The organism is Streptomyces azureus (assembly GCF_001270025.1).
GTDB lineage: Bacteria > Actinomycetota > Actinomycetes > Streptomycetales > Streptomycetaceae > Streptomyces > Streptomyces azureus.
Genome location: NZ_DF968320.1, coordinates 16177 through 32939, shown reverse-complemented (window position 1 = coordinate 32939; position 16763 = coordinate 16177). Strand labels below are relative to the sequence as shown.

The window sequence follows — 16763 nt, the reverse complement described above, 5'->3', positions numbered from 1 at the left end:
CGCGATCCCCGGTGAACGCCCAGCGCGATCGGCTGACAGCCAGTTCCGGGCGGGGATCGAGACACCCCCGTACCCAGGCCCCGGAAGGCGAGCAGCAGCGTCGAGCCGGCGAGTGAGCCCGCCGCCGGGATCAGCAGCAGGACGACCGTGCCCAGCCTCGCCGAACCGACCAGCAGGGTGCTGATCGTTCCCGCGCCCTGGCGCGGGAATTCGCGCGGACCGTCGCCGCGCAAGCGGTGTCCCCCGGGAACCCTCAGGTCGTCGCCCGATGCCAAGCTGCCGTGGAAAGATGACGCAACCCACCCATACCGAGGAGATGACCGCGTGCCTGGCACAAACCTGACCCGCGAGGAGGCGCAGCAGCGGGCGAAGCTGCTCGCCGTTGACTCGTACGAGATCGAACTCGACCTCTCCGGCGCGCAGGAGGGCGGCACCTACCGGTCCGCGACCACGGTGCGCTTCGACGTCTCGGAGAACGGGGCGGAGTCGTTCATCGACCTGGTGGCCCCGGCCGTGCACGAGGTGACCCTCAACGGGGACTCCCTCGACCCCGCCGAGGTCTTCGCGGACTCCCGGATCGCCCTGCGCGGCCTGCTGGAGGGCCGCAACATCCTCCGGGTGGTCGCCGACTGCGCGTACACCAACACCGGTGAGGGCCTGCACCGTTTCGTCGACCCGGTCGACGACCAGGCCTACCTCTACACCCAGTTCGAGGTGCCGGACGCCCGGCGGGTGTTCGCGAGCTTCGAGCAGCCGGACCTGAAGGCGACCTTCCAGTTCACCGTGAAGGCGCCGGAGGGCTGGACCGTCGTCTCCAACTCGCCCACCCCCGAACCCCAGGGCAGCGTCTGGGTGTTCGAGCCGACGCCGCGCATCTCGACGTACATCACGGCGCTCATCGTCGGCCCGTACCACTCCGTGCACAGCGTGTACGAGAAGGACGGCCAGTCCGTCCCGCTCGGCATCTACTGCCGCCCCTCGCTCGCCGAGTACCTCGACTCGGACGCCATCTTCGAGGTGACCCGGCAGGGCTTCGAGTGGTTCCAGGAGAAGTTCGACTACACGTACCCGTTCAAGAAGTACGACCAGCTGTTCGTGCCGGAGTTCAACGCGGGCGCGATGGAGAACGCGGGCGCGGTGACCATCCGCGACCAGTACGTGTTCCGGTCGAAGGTGACGGACGCGGCGTACGAGGTACGCGCGGAGACCATCCTGCACGAGCTGGCCCACATGTGGTTCGGCGACCTGGTCACCATGGAGTGGTGGAACGACCTGTGGCTGAACGAGTCGTTCGCCACGTACACCTCGATCGCCTGCCAGGCGCACGCGCCCGGGAGCCGGTGGCCGCACGCGTGGACCACCTTCGCCAACTCCATGAAGACCTGGGCCTACCGGCAGGACCAGCTGCCCTCCACGCACCCGATCATGGCCGAGATCCGGGACCTGGACGACGTCCTGGTCAACTTCGACGGCATCACGTACGCCAAGGGCGCCAGCGTCCTGAAGCAGCTCGTCGCCTACGTCGGCATGGACGAGTTCTTCCGGGGCGTGCAGGCCTACTTCAAGCGCCACGCCTACGGCAACACGCGCCTGTCCGACCTGCTGGGCGCCCTGGAGGAGACCTCCGGCCGCGACCTGAAGACGTGGTCGGAGAAGTGGCTCCAGGCGGCCGGCATCAACATCCTGCGCCCGGAGGTCGAGACGGACGCGGACGGTGTCGTCACCTCCTTCGCCATCCGCCAGGAGGCCCCGGCCCTGCCCGCGGGCGCCAAGGGCGAGCCGATGCTGCGCCCGCACCGGATCGCCGTCGGCCTGTACGAACTCGACGACGCCAGCGGCAAGCTGGTCCGCGACGAGCGGATCGAGCTGGACGTGGACGGCGAGCTGACGCCCGTACCGCAGCTGGTGGGCAAGCGCCGCCCGGCCGTGGTCCTGCTCAACGACGACGACTTGTCCTACGCGAAGGTCCGCCTGGACGAGCAGTCCCTGGCCGTCGTCACGGAACACCTCGGCGACTTCGAGTCCTCCCTCCCCCGCGCCCTGTGCTGGGCGTCGGCCTGGGACATGACCCGCGACGCCGAGCTCGCGGCCCGCGACTACCTCTCGCTGGTGCTGTCCGGCATCGGCAAGGAGTCCGACATCGGCGTCGTGCAGTCGCTGCACCGCCAGGTGAAGCTGGCGGTCGACCTGTACGCCGACCCGGCCGCCCGCGAGGCGCTGCTGGCCCGCTGGACCGACGCGACACTGGCCCATCTGCGGGCGGCGGCGCCGGGCAGCGACCACCAGCTGGCGTGGGCGCGCGCGTTCGCCGCGACGGCCCGCACGCCCGAGCAGCTGGACCTGCTGGACGCCCTGCTGGACGGCTCGAAGACCATCGAGGGCCTGGTCGTCGACACGGAGCTGCGCTGGGCGTTCGTGCAGCGGCTCGCGGCGGTGGGCCGGTTCGACGAGACGGAGATCGCGGGCGAGTACGACCGTGACCGTACGGCCGCCGGTGAGCGCCACGCCGCCACGGCCCGCGCGGCCCGGCCGACCCCGGAGGCCAAGGCGGAGGCGTGGGCGTCGGTCGTCGACTCCGACAAGCTGCCGAACGCCGCGCAGGAGGCGGTCATCGCCGGCTTCGTCCAGACCGACCAGCGCGACCTGCTCGCCCCGTACGCGGACCGCTACTTCGAGGTGGTCAAGGACATCTGGGAGTCCCGCTCCCACGAGATGGCCCAGCAGATCGCCGTCGGCCTCTACCCGACGGTCCAGGTCTCCCGGGAGACCCTGGACAAGACGGACGCCTGGCTGACCTCCGCCGAGCCGAACGCGGCCCTGCGACGGCTGGTGTCGGAGTCGCGCGCGGGCGTGGAGCGCGCACTGAGGGCGCAGGCGGCGGACGCGGCGGCGCAGTAGTCGACCGTACGGCGATGAGGGGCGCCCGGCGCAGTGCCGGGCGCCCCTTGTCCGTGCCGGGGGCGGTCCCGGAGCAGGCGGGACTTTGCGGACACCCGCTAGCGGCGGATGAGGTGGGTGAGAGTGACGCCGTTGGGAAAGGCGGTGCGTTCGGCGACGTCGAAGACCGTGGGGTCGAAGGCGCCGTCGAAGGCCGGGACGCCGGCGCCCGCGGCCACCGGGTAGTTCTTGATCACCAGTTCGTCGATCTCGGGCAGCAGGGTGCCCGCGAGCTTGCCGCCGCCGCAGAGCCAGACGTCCAAGCCGGTGCCTTCCTCCTGCTTGAGCTCGCGGACGAGGGCGAGCGGGTCGCCCGGGACGACGGTGACGGCCGGGTCGGTATCGGATTCGAGGGTGCTGGACACCACGTACTGGCGCAGGTGCGCGTACGGACTGGTGATTCCGTTGTCGAGGGCGGGGCGGTAGGTGCCGAGGCCCATGACGACGGTGTCGAAGTGCCGGTTGGGTGCGTCGGCGAGGCCGACGGCGGCGCGGTAGGCGGTCGGGACGGTCTCGGGGTACAGGGTGTTGGTCCAGGCGCTGTAGGCGGCGGTCTGCTGTTCGTCACCGGCGGGGAAGAAGTCGTACTCGCCGCCCGGCCCGGCGATGCGGCCGTCGAGCGTGACAGCGACGTAGTACACGAGCTTTCGCATCAGGTAACTCCACATGTAGTACTCTGCTTGAAGTGGTTTGAACGTAGTACTACGAGTGGAGTGGTGTCAATGGTCAGACGGAACGAACAGCGGCGTGCCGCCCTCGTCGACGCGGCGATCGAGGTGCTGGCCAGAGAAGGCGCACGGGGCCTGACGTTCCGGGCGGTGGACACCGAGGCCGCCGTACCCGCCGGCACCGCGTCCAACTACTTCGCCAACCGCGACGACCTGCTCACCCAGGCCGGCGCCCGTGTCTACGAGCGGCTCCAGCCCGACGAGGCCACCATCGCCCGCCAGCGCGCGGCCGGCCGCGACCGGGAAACCTATGTGGAGCTGATGCGCGAACTCGTCAGCCGCGTCGCTTCCTTCCGCACCGGCTACCTCGCACTGCTCGAACTCCGGCTGGAAGCTACCCGCCGCCCCGAACTGCGCAAGGTCCTCACCGAACGGGTCCGGGCCGACGTCGACGCCAACGTCGCCTACCACGAGGCCTCCGGCCTCCCCGGCGACGCCATGGCCGTCAAACTGCTCATTTTGACCCTGAACTGGCTGATCGTCGAGCAGCTCACCCTGCCGGACGTCTTCACGGAGGCCGAGCGCGAACAGCTGGTGACGGCCGCGGTCAAGCGAATCGTGGCGGCGGAATGAGCGGAAGCGGGACCTACCGCCGCAGCGCCGGACCTGTCACGCCCTGACCTGTCACGTCCATCGGATCCCTTGGGGCCTTCCTTCCAGGAGAACCGAGGACTGGCCCGCCAGAGGTTCCCCGGACCGCTTCCGAGCCCGACGGCTTCCGCCGCGGCCCGATCTGCCCCGCCACCGTCGCTCCGAACGCCAGCGCCATGCCCGCCAGTTGCACCGGTGTCAGCGTCTGACCGAGCGCCGCCCAGCCGACCACGGCCGCGGTCAGCGGGGAGAGCGGACCGAGGAAGGTGGCCTGGGTGGCGGTGAGGCGGCCGATGCCGCGGAACCACAGCCAGTACGCGACCGCCGTGTTCGCCAGGGCGAGGTAGAGGTAGCCGCCGACCGCCCGGCCGTCCAGCGCCGGCGGTGCGCCTTCGACGAGGACGGCGAGGGGCGCGATGAGCAGGCCTCCCGCGGTCAGCTGCCAGCCGGTGAGGGCCAGCGGGCCGACGCCCTCGGGGCGTCCCCACCGCTTGGTGAGCACGATGCCGGCGGACATGGACGCGGTGGAGGCGAAGGCCGCCAGCACGCCCAGCACATCCAGCGCCCCGGCTGCCTGGAGCACGACCAGGCTGACGCCGAACGCCGCCGCGACCCCGGTGAGCAGCGTGCGCGGCGACGGCCGCTGCCCCAGCAACAGGGCCGAGAGGCCGACCACGAACAGCGGGCCGACCGAGCCGACGACCGCCGCCATGCCGCCGGGCAGCCGGTATGCGGAGAGGAACAGCAGCGGGAAGAAGGCGCCGATGTTCAGCGCGCCCAGCACCACCGACTTCCACCACCAGGCACCGCGCGGCAGCACCCGCGCGAGGGCCAGCAGGAGCAGACCGGCGGGCAGGGCGCGCAGGAGGCCGGTGAACAGGGGACGGTCGGGCGGGAGGAACTCGGTGGTGACGGCGTAGGTGGTGCCCCAGGAGACGGGGGCGAGGGCCGTGAGGGCGGTGAGTGTGGCGCGGTGCGCGGCCTGGGGACGCATGAGTCGCACCCTTCGGAGTAGGTCAGTGACAAGTAGCTTAGCGCTAAGCCACTTGCCGTCAAGCCACTTTCTTGCGGGCGACCCGGAGCCGTCGGATACTCGTGCCATGAGCGAACGCCCCGAGCAGCGCAAGGACCCCGTCGACGCGATCATCGACCAGTGGGCGACCGTGCGGCCCGACCTCGACACCGCCGCCATGGAGGTCTTCGGCCGCATCTACCGGCTCTCCCGCGCGATGGGCGACCGGACGGAGAAGGCGTACGCGCGGTTCGGGATCGGCCGCGGGGAGTTCGACGTCCTGGCGACCCTGCGCCGCGCCGGCGAGCCCTACACGCTCTCGCCCCGGCAGCTCTCGGCCACGCTGATGCTCACGACGGGAGGAATGACGGGCCGCCTCGACAGGCTGGAGCGCGCCGGCCTGCTGCGCCGCTCCCCCGACCCGCACGACCGCCGTGGCCTGAAGGTCACGCTCACCGATAAGGGCCTGGAGCTGATCGACGAGGCGGTCGGCGCCGGACTCGCCGTCCAGACGGAGGCGCTGTCCGGCCTGGACGCCGAGCAGGCCGGACAACTGGCGGAGCTGCTCAGGCAGTTGCTCCGGACGACGGAGGACCGGCAGGACTGAGCCGGCGTCCGACGCATTCGCCGGTGACCTGACCGGCCGGTGCCGGTGCCGACCCGCCGATGCGCTACCCCACGTGGGCGGCGACGGCCGCCTCGATCGCCCGGACGTCCGCCGAGTCGGCCGCCCATGCCGCGTACCCGTCGGGCCGTACCAGCACGGTCGTACGGCGGTCGCTCGCCCAGCGCTCCACGGCCAGCCGGTCCTCACGGCCGGCCCCGGCCTTGTACGGCTCCGGGGTGATCAGCACGAACCGGCCGCCCCGCATCGCCTCGTGGAGACGACCGCCTCCGGCCAGGGCGACGTCCGGGACGCGGAGGCCGGTGAAGCGGTGGGAGCCGCGGGGCGCGGGGTAGCGGTAGCCGATGCCGGTGACCTGGCCGAGCGCCTTGCGGCGGGCCGGGCCGACGGTGTCGAGGAAGGCGGCGAAGGCGGTGCGCAGGCCAATCGTCCAGGGCCGCCGGGCCATGGCGGCACGCACGATGCCGCCGCTGCTGCGCAGCACCGTCCTGCCGACGGGGTGCCGTTCGGCCTGGTAGGTGTCGAGGAGCGTGTCGGCCGCGTGCCCGTTGAGGACGGCGGCCAGCTTCCAGCTCAGGTTGGCCGCGTCCTGGAGGCCGGTGTTCATGCCCTGGGCGCCGGCCGGGGTGTGGACGTGTGCGGCGTCACCGGAGAGGAGGACGCGGCCGACGCGATAGGAGGGTGCCTGCCGCTCGTCGCTGTGGAAGCGGGACATCCAGCGGGGGTCGTGCATGCCGAAGTCACGGCCGAGGGCGCGCCGGGTGGTCTCCCTGATCTCGTCGAGTCCGACCGGCGCGTCGTCGGGGAGCTCGCGGCCGCGGTCCCAGCAGACGACGCGGTGGTAGCCGTCGCCGAAGGGGACGAGGAAGGCGAAGGCGTCGCCGACGGCGTCGAAGGTGAGCAGTTCCCCGGGTTCCTCGGTCACCCGTACGTCCGCGAGCATGACGGAGCGGATCACGGAGCGGCCGGGGAACGGCAGCCCGATGGCGTTCCGCACCGTGCTGCGCATCCCGTCGGCGCCGACGACGTACGCCGCGCGCAGCGTCTCCGTGCCTCCGTCTGGCCCGCGGACCTCGACCGTCACGCCCTCCGCGTCCTGCGTCAGACCTGTCACCTCGGTCTCGTACCGGAACCGCGCCCCGGCCTCCAGCGCCCGCCGCTCCAGGACCTTCTCCACCTCGTACTGCGGAAGGACGAGGAGGTGGTTGAAGCGGGAGGGAAGCGCGGAGAGGTCGAGGCTGAGCCGGCCGTAGAGGCGGAACCGGCCGAGCCGCCGGCCGACGGCCTCCACTTCACCGGCCAGCCCTCGGGCGTCGAACTGCTCCAGTGTGCGGGCGTGCAGGACGAACGCGCGGGAGAGGTTGCTGATCCCGTGCGGGCGCTTCTCGACGACGGTGACGGGGACGCCGGCGGTGGCCAGGTCGCCGGCCAGGAGCAGGCCGGTGGGGCCGGAACCGACGACGATCACGGTGCGGGTGGTGTCGCTCATCAGGGCCTCCCTATAGGCCAACACATGTTGGTCGATGACCGTTGGCCAACACTCGTTTGCCAACAGTCGTTGACCAACGGTCGTTGACCAATGTAGAACCGCACATCCACTCCGTCAACGCTTGTTGGCCTACACATGTTGACCTACGCTCGTTGGCATGCCCGACAACAAGCCCACCGCCCCCTCCAGGCGCTCGGACACCACCCGCGCCGCCATCCTCCACGCCGCCCGCGAGCGTTTCGCCGCCGACGGCTACGAGCGCGCCACCATCCGCACCATCGCGCGGGACGCGGGCATCGACCCGTCCATGGTGATGCGGTACTACGGCAGCAAGGAGGGCCTGTTCGCGGCCGCCGTCGCCGTCGATCTGAAGCTGCCCGACCTGGGCCCGCTGCCCCGGGACGAGGTCGGGTCCGCCCTCGTGACCCACTTCCTCGCCATGTGGGAGGACAACGAGGTGCTCACGGCCCTGCTCCGGGTCGGTGCCACCAACCAGGCCGGGGCCGAGCGCATGCAGGGCATCTTCCAGGAGCAGCTGCTTCCGGTCGCCCGCCAGGCGTGCCCCGACCCCGAGCAGGTCCCGGTGCGGGCCGCGCTCACCGCCACGCAGCTGCTCGGGATGGCGCTCACCCGGTACGTCCTGCGCCTCCCGCCGGCCGTGGCGCTCAGCCGCCAGGAGATCGTGGCGTGGCTGGCGCCGACGGTGCAGCGCTATCTGACGGCACCGAATCCCTGACTCCCGGCCGATTCCCGGCCGGCCACCGGGAAAGCCGAGGGCGCCGCCCCGGGCGCCGTACGACGGCATGCGCGTACGTACGGCGGGGGACGGCGCCCTCGGAAAAGGTGCGTGACGGACTCGAAGGGAGCCCTGGTCAGGCCTTGGCGTCGGCCTTCGCGTCGGCCTTGGTCCTGATGTTGGAGCTGGTCGGGTCCTTCTGCTTGTGCGACTTGTCGCCGATCATCACCAGACCGTGGATGACCAGGTACAGCACGATCGGGGCCACGACGAAGAGGCCCAGCGTCTCGATGACGCTCAGGCCCGGACCGGGGTCGTCACCGTCGTCGCGCGTGAGCGCGGAGGCGGGCGACGACATGAGCAGCATCATCAGCGTCGTACCGGCGGCCAGGGCGCCGGCGCGCAGGGCGTTCTTCTTGTCCACGGTGCCAAAAGTATCCAACGCCGGTCGGGGCCGCGCGCCCGGGGTGCCGTAAGAGGCGTCCTCAGCCGCCCGACGCGTCGGGCGGCTGTCTCAGAACCTCGATGAGGGCGTGCAGCCGGGGCGAGGCGGCCAGATCCTCCAAGGTCACGGGACGGCCCTCCGCGTCCGCGATCGGCAGCCGCCAGTTCGGGTACTGGTCCCACGTTCCCGGGAGGTTCTGCGGGCGGCGGTCGCCCACCCCGTCGGGGAGCCAGACGCCGACCATGCGGGCCGGGGTGCGCAGCAGGAAGCGGTGGACGGCCTGGATCTCGGCCTCCTCCGAGGAGGTGTCGGTGCCGCCGGTGCCGTTCAGCAGGCCGAGGTGGGTGAGCAGGGCCAGCCACTCGGCGGTGTCGGCGGCGGCCTCGGCGCGCTCCTGCTCCAGCGGGCGGGTCAGCAGGCCCAGGCTGTCGCGGAGTTCGACGTGCTCGCCGGTGAGGCGGGCGGCCGTGGAGGGCAGGTCGTGGGTGGTGGCGGTGGCCAGGCAGTCGGCGCGCCAGCGGTCGGGGGGCAGCGGACGGCCGTCGCCCTCCCAGTCGCGTTCGAACCACAGCACGGACGTGCCGAGCACCCCGCGCTCGCGCAGCGCCTCGCGCACGCCCGGTTCGACGGTGCCCAGGTCCTCGCCGATCACCAGCGCCCCGGCCCGGGAGGCCTCCAGGACGAGGACGGCGAGCATGGCCTCGGCGTCGTAGCGGACGTACGTGCCCTCCGTGGGCGGGTGGCCCAGCGGTACCCACCACAGGCGGAACAGACCCATGACGTGGTCGATGCGCAGGGCTCCGGCATAGCGGAACAGGGCGCGCAGCAGCTCGCGGAAGGGGGCGTAGCCCGACTCGGCCAGGCGGTCGGGGCGCCAGGGCGGCAGGCCCCAGTCCTGGCCGCGGGCGTTGAAGGCGTCCGGCGGGGCGCCCACCGACATGCCGGCGGCGAAGTACTCCTGCTGGGCCCAGGCGTCGGCGCCGCCGGGGTGGACGCCGACCGCGAGGTCGTGCACGATCCCGACCGGCATCCCGGCCTCGCGCCCGGCGCGCTGTGCGGCGGTCAGCTGGGTGTCGGTGAGCCAGGCGAGCCGGGACCAGAAGTCCACCCGGTCCAGCAGTCCGTTGCGGGCACGGACGGTCTCCGCCGAGCGCGGGTCGCGCAGGCCGGTCGGCCAGCGGTGCCAGTCCGGGCCGTGCACCTCGGCGAGCGCGTACCAGGTGGCGTGGTCCTCCAGGGCCTGGCCCTGTTCGGCGAGGAAGTCGCAGTAGGCGGCGCGTCTGCCGGGGCCGAGCGGGACCTCGTACAGCAGCTGAAGCGCCTCCCGCTTGAGCTCCCACACGGCGTCGCGGTCGATCAGCGCGCCCTTGTCCAGCACCGCTTCGCGCAGCCGGCCGGATCTCTCCAGCAGCACGCGCAGCCGCTCGCGGTCCTCGACGTACGCGCACTCGGGGACGTCCTCGATGCGCAGGTGCACGGGGTCGGGGAAGCGGCGGGAGGAGGGGCGGTACGGGGAGGGGTCGGTGGGGGCGCCGGGCACGGCCGCGTGCAGCGGGTTGACCTGGACGAATCCGGCGCCGAGCGACCGCCCGGCCCAGCCGGCCAGCTCGGCGAGATCGCCCAGGTCGCCCATGCCCCAGGAACGGCGGGAGAGCAGGGAGTAGAGCTGGACGAGGAGTCCGTGGGAGCGTCCGGTGGGGCTGGGCAGGCGGGCCGGGGCGATGACCAGGTGGGCGGTGGCCGTGCGGCCGTCGGGGACGGTGGCGGTCAGCCGGTGGACACCGGGCGGGAGGTGCTCGGACGAGGCGCGGGTCTCGCCCTGCTCGGTCTCGATGAGCAGCCGGCTTCCCTCGGGGAGCGCGGCCAGGGCGGCCGGGGGGCTGGTGCCCCAGCCGACCACCGTGGGCGGCAGCAGCCTGGCGCCCAGTTCCCGCTCCCGGGCGGCGAGCGCGGCGCGGACGGCGCCGGGCGTGCTCGCGTCCACGCCGAGAGCGGCCAGGGTGAGGGCGACCGCGGCGGCCGAGGCCGCGACCGTACGGTCCGGGGACGGGCTGTACGAAGTGGCGACGCCGTGCAGGTCGGCGAGTCGGGACAGGTCCTCGGAAGGCGGTTCGGCCGGCCGGGGTGCGGTCATCTAGGACCTCGTGAAGTCCGGGACGAAGGCGGAGGGTTCGCTGGTCAGGGGGGCGGATTCGGCGAGCGGCGGCTCGCTGGTGAGGGGCTCGGCGTCGGGCAGCGGGGGCTCGCTGGTCAGCGGGGGCTCGGCGCAGGTGCTCTCGGAACTGAAGATGCAGTAGTGAGGGTCTTCGTAGCGGGGATCGTCATAGTGGGGGTCGAGGTCGGCGGACGTGTCCGCCACGGGTTTGGACGGGGCCGGGAGCGGAAGGAAAGTCATCGCAGCCACGGGGGCCTCCTTTTGGGTACGGCGTTCAACGGTTATCGCAGCCCTACCCAGTCGACGCGAAGGCAGACACCCCAGGCCGAACATCGTGCTTCTGCTCACATTCCACTCTCCTCCACCCTCTCCAGATTCCGGCAATACGGCCATAACGGCCACTCTCGTTGACACCCTCACCGGGCGGGTGGTGGGCTCGTTCTCCCGGTCGAACACACGTGGAGGGGGCCTGTGGGACTGCGGCGTGGGAAGCGGGCGGCGGCTCTCGCCGTCGCCGTCGTCGCCGGAACCCTCGGCACGCCGCCCGCCGCGGTGGCGGCCCCGCCCGTCCCGGAAGCGACCGCGACACCCACCACCCCCGACACCGCCCGTCCGGACCTCTCCGTCTGGCCGCGCCCCCAGTCCCTGCGCGCGAACGGCGCACCGGTCGCGGTCACCGACGAGGTCGCCCTGATCACCGGTCCGACGGCCGACCAGTACGCCGTCGAAACCCTGCGCGACCTGCTGCGGCAGGCCGGGGCCCGTCACATCACGGACTCCGCCGCGCCCGGGGCGCTGGTCGTGCGGGCGCGGACGGAGCCCGTCCGCCGGGACGACCGCCGCGCCCTCCCCTCCGGGGGATACGAGCTGTCCGTGGGCAGGGGCGGCGTCTTGCTCACCGGAGCCGGCGAGGACGGCCTGTTCCACGCGGTCCAGACGCTGCGGCAACTCCTGCGCGCCGACGGCACGATCGCCGCCGCCGTCGTACGCGATTGGCCCGGCACCGCCGTGCGCGGCATCACCGAGGGCTTCTACGGCACCGCGTGGACGCACCGGCAGCGGCTGGGGCAGCTCGACTTCATGGGGCGCACGAAGCAGAACCGTTACCTGTACGGCCCCGGTGACGACCCGTACCGGCAGGCCCGCTGGCGTGAGCCGTACCCGGCGGCGCAGCGCGCCGAGTTCCGGGAGCTGGCCGAGCGGGCGCGCCGCAACCACGTCACGCTCGGCTGGGCGGTGGCCCCGGGCCAGGCGATGTGCTTCGCCTCGGACGCCGACGTGCGCGCCCTGACGCGCAAGCTCGACGCGATGTGGGCGCTGGGCTTCCGGGCCTTTCAGCTCCAGTTCCAGGACGTCAGCTACAGCGAGTGGCACTGCGAGGCGGACGCCGAGCGGTTCGGCTCCGGCCCGCGGGCGGCCGCGCGGGCGCAGGCCCGGGTGGCGAACGCGGTGGCCCGGCACCTGGCGGACCGGCACTCCGGGGCCGCCGGTCTGTCGCTGATGCCGACCGAGTTCTACGAGGACGGCACGACCGACTACCGACGGGCCCTGGCGAGCACGCTGGACGCGGGTGTCGAGGTGGCGTGGACGGGCGTCGGGGTGGTGCCGCGCACCATCACGGGCGGCGAACTGGCCGACGCCCGGGAGGCGTTCCGGCATCCGCTGGTCACGATGGACAACTACCCGGTCAACGACTACGAGCCCGGCCGCCTCTTCCTCGGCCCCTACCGGGGCCGCGAGCCGGCCGTCGCCACCGGTTCGGCCGCCCTGCTCGCCAACGCGATGCAGCAGCCCGAGGCGTCCCGCATCCCGCTGTTCACCGCCGCCGACTACGCCTGGAACCCGCGCGCCTACCGCCCCGGGGAGTCCTGGCGCGCCGCGATCGCCGACCTGGCGGGCGGGGACCGGCGCCGCGAGGAGGCCCTGGCCGCGCTCGCCGGGAACGACGCGTCGTCGGTCCTCGGCGAGGAGGAGTCGGCGTACCTGCGCCCGCTGACCGAGGCGTACTGGCGGGCCCGTACCGCGGGCGGTGCCGAGGTGAGTGGTCGAGGGACGGACGGCGACGCCGCGCGGCGGCTGCGCGAGGCGTTCACCGTGCTGCGCGAGCTGCCGCGGCGGCTGACGGGCACCGCCCTCGCCCCGGAGGTCGCCCCCTGGTCGGCGCAGCTGGCCCGCTACGGCGAGGCGGGCACGGCCGCGCTCGACATGCTGGACGCGCAGCGCGCCGGGGACGCGGCGGCGGCCTGGACGGCCTACCGCGAACTCGGTGCGCTGCGGGCCCGGCTGGAGCCTGCGCCGGTCAAGGTCGGCACGGACGTCCTGGACCCCTTCCTGGGACGGGCGCAGAAGGCGTACGCGGCCTGGTCGGGCATCGACCACGAGCCGCCCCCCAGCCCCGGCGACCCGGGCGACGGCCGCACCCTGCGCTTTTCGCACCCCCGGCACCTGACGGCCGTGACGGCCCTCACCGACCCCGGCACCGAGGGCGACGTCGAGGTACACGTACCGGGCCGGGGCTGGCGGCGGGCCGGCCGGCTGGCCGCTTCGGGGGCGACCGAGGTGCGGGCCGGGCAGCGGGTGGACGCCGTGCGGGTCACCGGTCCCGCGTCGTCCCGCGTGCGTCACCTGGTCCCGTGGTTCGCGGACTCCCCCGCCACCTCTCTGGAGCTGACACGCGACCGCGTGGACGCCGAGACCGGCAGGACGCGGCGGCTGACGGCCGGGCTGGGCTCGCTGCGCCCCGCCGACGCCCGCGGCAGGCTCACCGTCGAGGCACCCGAGGGCGTACGAGTCCGGGTGCCCAGGTCCGAGCTGGCCGTGCCGCGCGGCACGAAGGTGGAGGTCCCGGTCGAGGTGACCGTGGAGCACGGTGCGCCGAAACGGTCCTACGACATCCGGCTGGGGTTCGCGGGAGCGACCCGCACGCTCACCGTCCGGGCCTTCCCGCCCACCGGCGGGCCCGACCTGGCCCGCACCGGCACGGCGCGTTCCTCGGCCGATGAGACCCCCGACTTCCCCGCGTCGGCGGCGAACGACGGCGACCCGGACACGCGCTGGTCGTCCCCGGTGGACGACGGCGCCTGGTGGCAGGTCGAGCTGCCCCGCCCGGTGCGGCTCGGGCAGGTCGTGCTGCGCTGGCAGGACGCCCACCCCTCGGCGTACCGCGTCCAGGTCTCGCCCGACGGCCGCCGCTGGCGCACGGCGGCCGCGGTGCGGGACGGCAGGGGCGGCCTCGAGAGCGTCCGCATGAACGAGCACGACGTGCGCTTCGTACGGGTGCAGGGCGAGAAGCGGGCCACACCGTACGGGTACTCGCTGTGGTCGGTGGAGGCGTACGCCGTCACGGACTGAACCCCTTGGAGATTCCGTCACGGACTTCTTGGGCGTCTACTATTCACTCAGTACATGTACTCAGTACATAATGAGCGGCATGAGCACCCGCCACATCCTGCTGGGCCTGCTCGCCACGGGTCCGAGCCACGGCTACGACCTCAAGCGACGCCACGACGAACGGTTCCCGCAGGCCCGACCGCTGGCCTACGGGCAGGTCTACACGACCCTCCAGCGCCTCGTCCGGGACGGCCTCGCCGCGGTCGAGGGCACCGACTCGGACGGCGGCCCGGAGCGGACGACCTACCGCGCCACGGACGAGGGGACGCGTGAACTGTCCCGGTGGGCCGGGGAGATCGCGCCGCCGGCGCCCTTCGTGGCGAACGAGATCTTCGCCAAGGTCGTGGTCACGATCCTCTCGGGCGGCGACCCGGCCGCGTATCTGAGCGCCCAGCGCGCCGCCCACATGGAGCGGATGCGGGAGCTCACGGCGGTCAAGGCCGCCAAGGGCGCGGACCTCGCGACCGTGCTCTCGGCGGACTACGCCCTCAACCACCTCGACGCCGACCTCCGCTGGATGAGCACCACGGCGGCCCGGCTCACCACCCTGACCGCGGAGGTCGACGCAGCATGAGCAAACCCGTGCCTCTTCTCTCGGCGAGCGGCCTCACCAAAACGCACGGCAGGACACCCGCGCTGCGCGGCGCCTCGGTCGACCTGCACCGCGGCGAGATCCTCGCCGTGACCGGCGCGAGCGGCAGCGGGAAGTCGACGCTGCTGCACTGCCTGGCCGGGATCGTCCGGCCCGACGAGGGATCGGTGTCGTACGACGGCCGGCGGCTGGCGGACCTGCCCGAGAAACGGCTGAGCGAGCTGCGGCGGACCGAGTTCGGCGTGGTGTTCCAGTTCGGGCAGCTCATCCCCGAGCTGACGGCCCTGGACAACGTCGCCCTGCCGCTGCTGCTGGCCGGCACCGACCGCGCCCGTGCCCGGGCCCGGGCCGGTGAGTGGCTGGAGCGGTTCGGCGTGCGCGGACAGCAGGACCTGCGGCCGGGCGAGATGAGCGGCGGCCAGGCCCAGCGGACCGCACTGGCCCGGGCCCTGGTCACCGGCCCGAAGGTGGTCTTCGCCGACGAGCCGACGGGCGCCCTGGACTCGCTCGCCGCCGAGCAGGTCATGACGGCCCTGGTCCACACGGCCCGCGAGTCGGGCACGGCGGTCCTGCTGATCACGCACGACGCCCAGGTGGCGGCGTACGCGGACCGGGAGGTCCAGCTACGGGACGGCGCTGTGACACCGCTGGGGGTGACCGCGTGAACTCCCTGCGTTCCGATCTGCGCCTCGCCTGGGAGCTCACCCGTGGTTCCGACCGAGGCGAGTGGTGGCGGGTCGCACTGACGGCGACGGGCGCCGCCCTCGCGACGGGGTTCGCGCTGGCCGCCGTCGCCCTGGCCGCGCTGCGGGGCAGCTACCGGGTGCCCGTCGCCGCGGGCCTGCTGGACGAGCCCGGCACGCGGTCCGGCGTGATCGTCGGCCTGCTGCTCCTGCTCGTGCCCCTGCTGGGGTTCCTCGGCCAGTGCGCCCGGATCGGCGCCGTGCACCGCGACCGGCGGCTGGCCGGGCTGCGGCTGGCCGGGGCGACACCCTGGCAGGTCCGGCGGATCGCCGCACTGGAGACCGGCCTGGCCTGTCTGCTGGGCTCGGCGGTCGCCACCGTCCTGTCGGTGCTGGTCCTGCTGCGTCAGTGGGAACGGCCGACCGTCCTGGCCTGGGTGGGGATCGCCCTGGTCGCCGTCGCCGTACCGGTGCTGGGCGCGGTGGCGGGCGCACTGGCGCTGCGCCGGGTCGTGGCCTCCCCGCTCGGCTGGGTGCGCCGGGTCGGGCCGCGCGGCGGACGGGGGCCCGGACTGCTGTTCCTGGCCGGGGTCCTGCTCGTCGCGGTGCTGGCGTTGCTGACCGTGGCCACCACGTCCCCAGTAGCCTCCAACCAGTCGAACGGCGGGGTGCCGCTGCAGCTGATGGGCGTGGTTCTCGCGGTCGGCGCGGGCGCGGTGTGGCTCTCGGGGGCCACCTCGAAGGCGACCGGGCGGATCCTCGCGCCCCGGGCCCGGTCGGCGGCGACCCTGATCGCGGCGGAACGGCTGCGCGACGACCCCTGGTCGGCCGCCCGCACGCATGCGGCGGTGCTGCTGGTGACGACCGTCGCGACCGGCTTCATGGGCATCCGGCAGGTGCTGAGCGACGTGGTGCACGCCTCACCGAACCTGTACAAGTCCGCGACCTACTACACCACCGGCCTCGACCTCACGGGCGCCGCCGTCGTCGTCGCCTTCGCGATCACCCTGTCGGGCCTCGCCGTGGGCACCGCCGAGTCCTTGGCCACCCGCCGCCGGGGCCTGGCCGCGCAGGCCGCCGCCGGGGTGCCGCACACGGTGCTCGGCCGGGCCCTGCTGCTGGAGACCGCGCTGCCGCTCGCCCCCGCCGTACTGCTCGCGGGCCTAGGCGGGACGGCCATCGGCGCGTGGTACGCCCTGCTCCTCAACCGCCCGGTGCCCTGGGCGATCGCCCTGGTGCCTGTCGCCGTCTACGCCGCCTGCCTGCTGGCCGCGGCCACCTCACTGCCCCTGCTGCGCCGCTCGGTACACCCGGGGGAGCTGCGGTACGCGTAGGCGCCCTCCACAAGCGGGCCGGCCCGGGGGAACGGGGGTTCACCGG

At 73.2% G+C, this 16763-nt stretch carries 14 protein-coding genes; 8 read left to right on the top strand and 6 right to left on the bottom strand.

The annotated features are described in order from the left end of the window. Positions 1 to 324 precede the first annotated feature (324 nt). Positions 325 to 2898 (top strand): aminopeptidase N, encoded by a 2574-nt coding sequence (gene pepN, locus AOQ53_RS22895; RefSeq protein WP_059420018.1) that lies wholly within the window; start codon positions 325 to 327, stop codon positions 2896 to 2898. Positions 2899 to 2996: 98 nt separating this feature from the next. Here pepN and AOQ53_RS22890 read toward each other — a convergent pair whose 3' ends face one another. Continuing rightward, on the bottom strand, positions 2997 to 3590 hold the full coding sequence (locus tag AOQ53_RS22890; RefSeq protein ID WP_059420017.1) for a dihydrofolate reductase family protein: 594 nt from the start codon (positions 3588 to 3590) through the stop codon (positions 2997 to 2999). 69 nt (positions 3591 to 3659) lie between these two features. On the opposite strand from AOQ53_RS22890, the gene AOQ53_RS22885 reads away from it, so the two are divergent. Continuing rightward, complete coding sequence (locus AOQ53_RS22885) at positions 3660 to 4238, top strand: TetR/AcrR family transcriptional regulator (protein WP_059420015.1); 579 nt, start codon at positions 3660 to 3662, stop codon at positions 4236 to 4238. A gap of 13 nt (positions 4239 to 4251) precedes the next feature. Here the strand turns inward: AOQ53_RS22885 and AOQ53_RS22880 are convergent, their stop codons facing one another. After that, positions 4252 to 5250 carry an EamA family transporter gene (locus tag AOQ53_RS22880; protein ID WP_059420014.1) on the bottom strand — a complete coding sequence of 333 codons (999 nt, stop codon included), beginning with the start codon at positions 5248 to 5250 and terminating at the stop codon, positions 4252 to 4254. A gap of 106 nt (positions 5251 to 5356) precedes the next feature. On the opposite strand from AOQ53_RS22880, the gene AOQ53_RS22875 reads away from it, so the two are divergent. Beyond that, positions 5357 to 5875, top strand: a complete 519-nt coding sequence (locus AOQ53_RS22875; RefSeq protein ID WP_059420013.1) for a MarR family winged helix-turn-helix transcriptional regulator — start codon at positions 5357 to 5359, stop codon at positions 5873 to 5875. Between the two features lie 64 nt (positions 5876 to 5939). Here AOQ53_RS22875 and AOQ53_RS22870 read toward each other — a convergent pair whose 3' ends face one another. After that, positions 5940 to 7382, bottom strand: a complete 1443-nt coding sequence (locus AOQ53_RS22870; protein ID WP_059420011.1) for an FAD-dependent monooxygenase — start codon at positions 7380 to 7382, stop codon at positions 5940 to 5942. Between the two features lie 157 nt (positions 7383 to 7539). On the opposite strand from AOQ53_RS22870, the gene AOQ53_RS22865 reads away from it, so the two are divergent. Further along, positions 7540 to 8118 carry a TetR/AcrR family transcriptional regulator gene (locus AOQ53_RS22865; RefSeq protein WP_059420010.1) on the top strand — a complete coding sequence of 193 codons (579 nt, stop codon included), beginning with the start codon at positions 7540 to 7542 and terminating at the stop codon, positions 8116 to 8118. A gap of 136 nt (positions 8119 to 8254) precedes the next feature. Here the strand turns inward: AOQ53_RS22865 and AOQ53_RS22860 are convergent, their stop codons facing one another. The 3 genes from AOQ53_RS22860 to AOQ53_RS22850 form a co-directional block, all read right to left on the bottom strand. Beyond that, positions 8255 to 8542 (bottom strand): hypothetical protein, encoded by a 288-nt coding sequence (locus AOQ53_RS22860; RefSeq protein WP_059420008.1) that lies wholly within the window; start codon positions 8540 to 8542, stop codon positions 8255 to 8257. A 61-nt stretch (positions 8543 to 8603) separates the two neighbouring features. Next, a complete protein-coding gene (gene malQ, locus AOQ53_RS22855; RefSeq protein WP_059420007.1) occupies positions 8604 to 10697 on the bottom strand; it encodes a 4-alpha-glucanotransferase in 2094 nt (697 codons plus the stop codon). After that, positions 10698 to 10967 (bottom strand): hypothetical protein, encoded by a 270-nt coding sequence (locus AOQ53_RS22850; RefSeq protein ID WP_059420006.1) that lies wholly within the window; start codon positions 10965 to 10967, stop codon positions 10698 to 10700. 222 nt (positions 10968 to 11189) lie between these two features. On the opposite strand from AOQ53_RS22850, the gene AOQ53_RS22845 reads away from it, so the two are divergent. The 4 genes from AOQ53_RS22845 to AOQ53_RS22830 all read left to right on the top strand — a co-directional run bounded on the left by AOQ53_RS22845 (position 11190) and on the right by AOQ53_RS22830 (position 16717). Beyond that, positions 11190 to 14069, top strand: a complete 2880-nt coding sequence (locus AOQ53_RS22845; RefSeq protein ID WP_059420003.1) for a beta-N-acetylglucosaminidase domain-containing protein — start codon at positions 11190 to 11192, stop codon at positions 14067 to 14069. A 79-nt stretch (positions 14070 to 14148) separates the two neighbouring features. Next, on the top strand, positions 14149 to 14682 hold the full coding sequence (locus tag AOQ53_RS22840) for a PadR family transcriptional regulator (protein ID WP_059420001.1): 534 nt from the start codon (positions 14149 to 14151) through the stop codon (positions 14680 to 14682). After that, the gene (locus AOQ53_RS22835) at positions 14679 to 15365 is read left to right on the top strand and encodes an ABC transporter ATP-binding protein (RefSeq protein ID WP_059419999.1); all 687 of its coding nucleotides are present in this window, start codon (positions 14679 to 14681) and stop codon (positions 15363 to 15365) included. The genes AOQ53_RS22840 and AOQ53_RS22835 overlap by 4 nt, the downstream gene beginning before the upstream one ends. Continuing rightward, complete coding sequence (locus tag AOQ53_RS22830; RefSeq protein WP_059419997.1) at positions 15362 to 16717, top strand: FtsX-like permease family protein; 1356 nt, start codon at positions 15362 to 15364, stop codon at positions 16715 to 16717. The genes AOQ53_RS22835 and AOQ53_RS22830 overlap by 4 nt, the downstream gene beginning before the upstream one ends. Positions 16718 to 16763: the final 46 nt, after the last annotated feature.

What these genes read in the sequence shown, in the direction of transcription:
- AOQ53_RS22890 (WP_059420017.1), bottom strand. Translation starts at nt 3,590, where the DNA reads ATGCGAAAGCTCGTGTACTACGTCGCTGTCACGCTCGACGGCCGCATC.
- malQ (WP_059420007.1), bottom strand. Translation starts at nt 10,697, where the DNA reads ATGACCGCACCCCGGCCGGCCGAACCGCCTTCCGAGGACCTGTCCCGA.
- AOQ53_RS22885 (WP_059420015.1), top strand. Translation starts at nt 3,660, where the DNA reads ATGGTCAGACGGAACGAACAGCGGCGTGCCGCCCTCGTCGACGCGGCG.
- AOQ53_RS22865 (WP_059420010.1), top strand. Translation starts at nt 7,540, where the DNA reads ATGCCCGACAACAAGCCCACCGCCCCCTCCAGGCGCTCGGACACCACC.
- AOQ53_RS22880 (WP_059420014.1), bottom strand. Translation starts at nt 5,250, where the DNA reads ATGCGTCCCCAGGCCGCGCACCGCGCCACACTCACCGCCCTCACGGCC.
- AOQ53_RS22875 (WP_059420013.1), top strand. Translation starts at nt 5,357, where the DNA reads ATGAGCGAACGCCCCGAGCAGCGCAAGGACCCCGTCGACGCGATCATC.
- AOQ53_RS22840 (WP_059420001.1), top strand. Translation starts at nt 14,149, where the DNA reads ATGAGCACCCGCCACATCCTGCTGGGCCTGCTCGCCACGGGTCCGAGC.
- AOQ53_RS22835 (WP_059419999.1), top strand. Translation starts at nt 14,679, where the DNA reads ATGAGCAAACCCGTGCCTCTTCTCTCGGCGAGCGGCCTCACCAAAACG.
- AOQ53_RS22870 (WP_059420011.1), bottom strand. Translation starts at nt 7,382, where the DNA reads ATGAGCGACACCACCCGCACCGTGATCGTCGTCGGTTCCGGCCCCACC.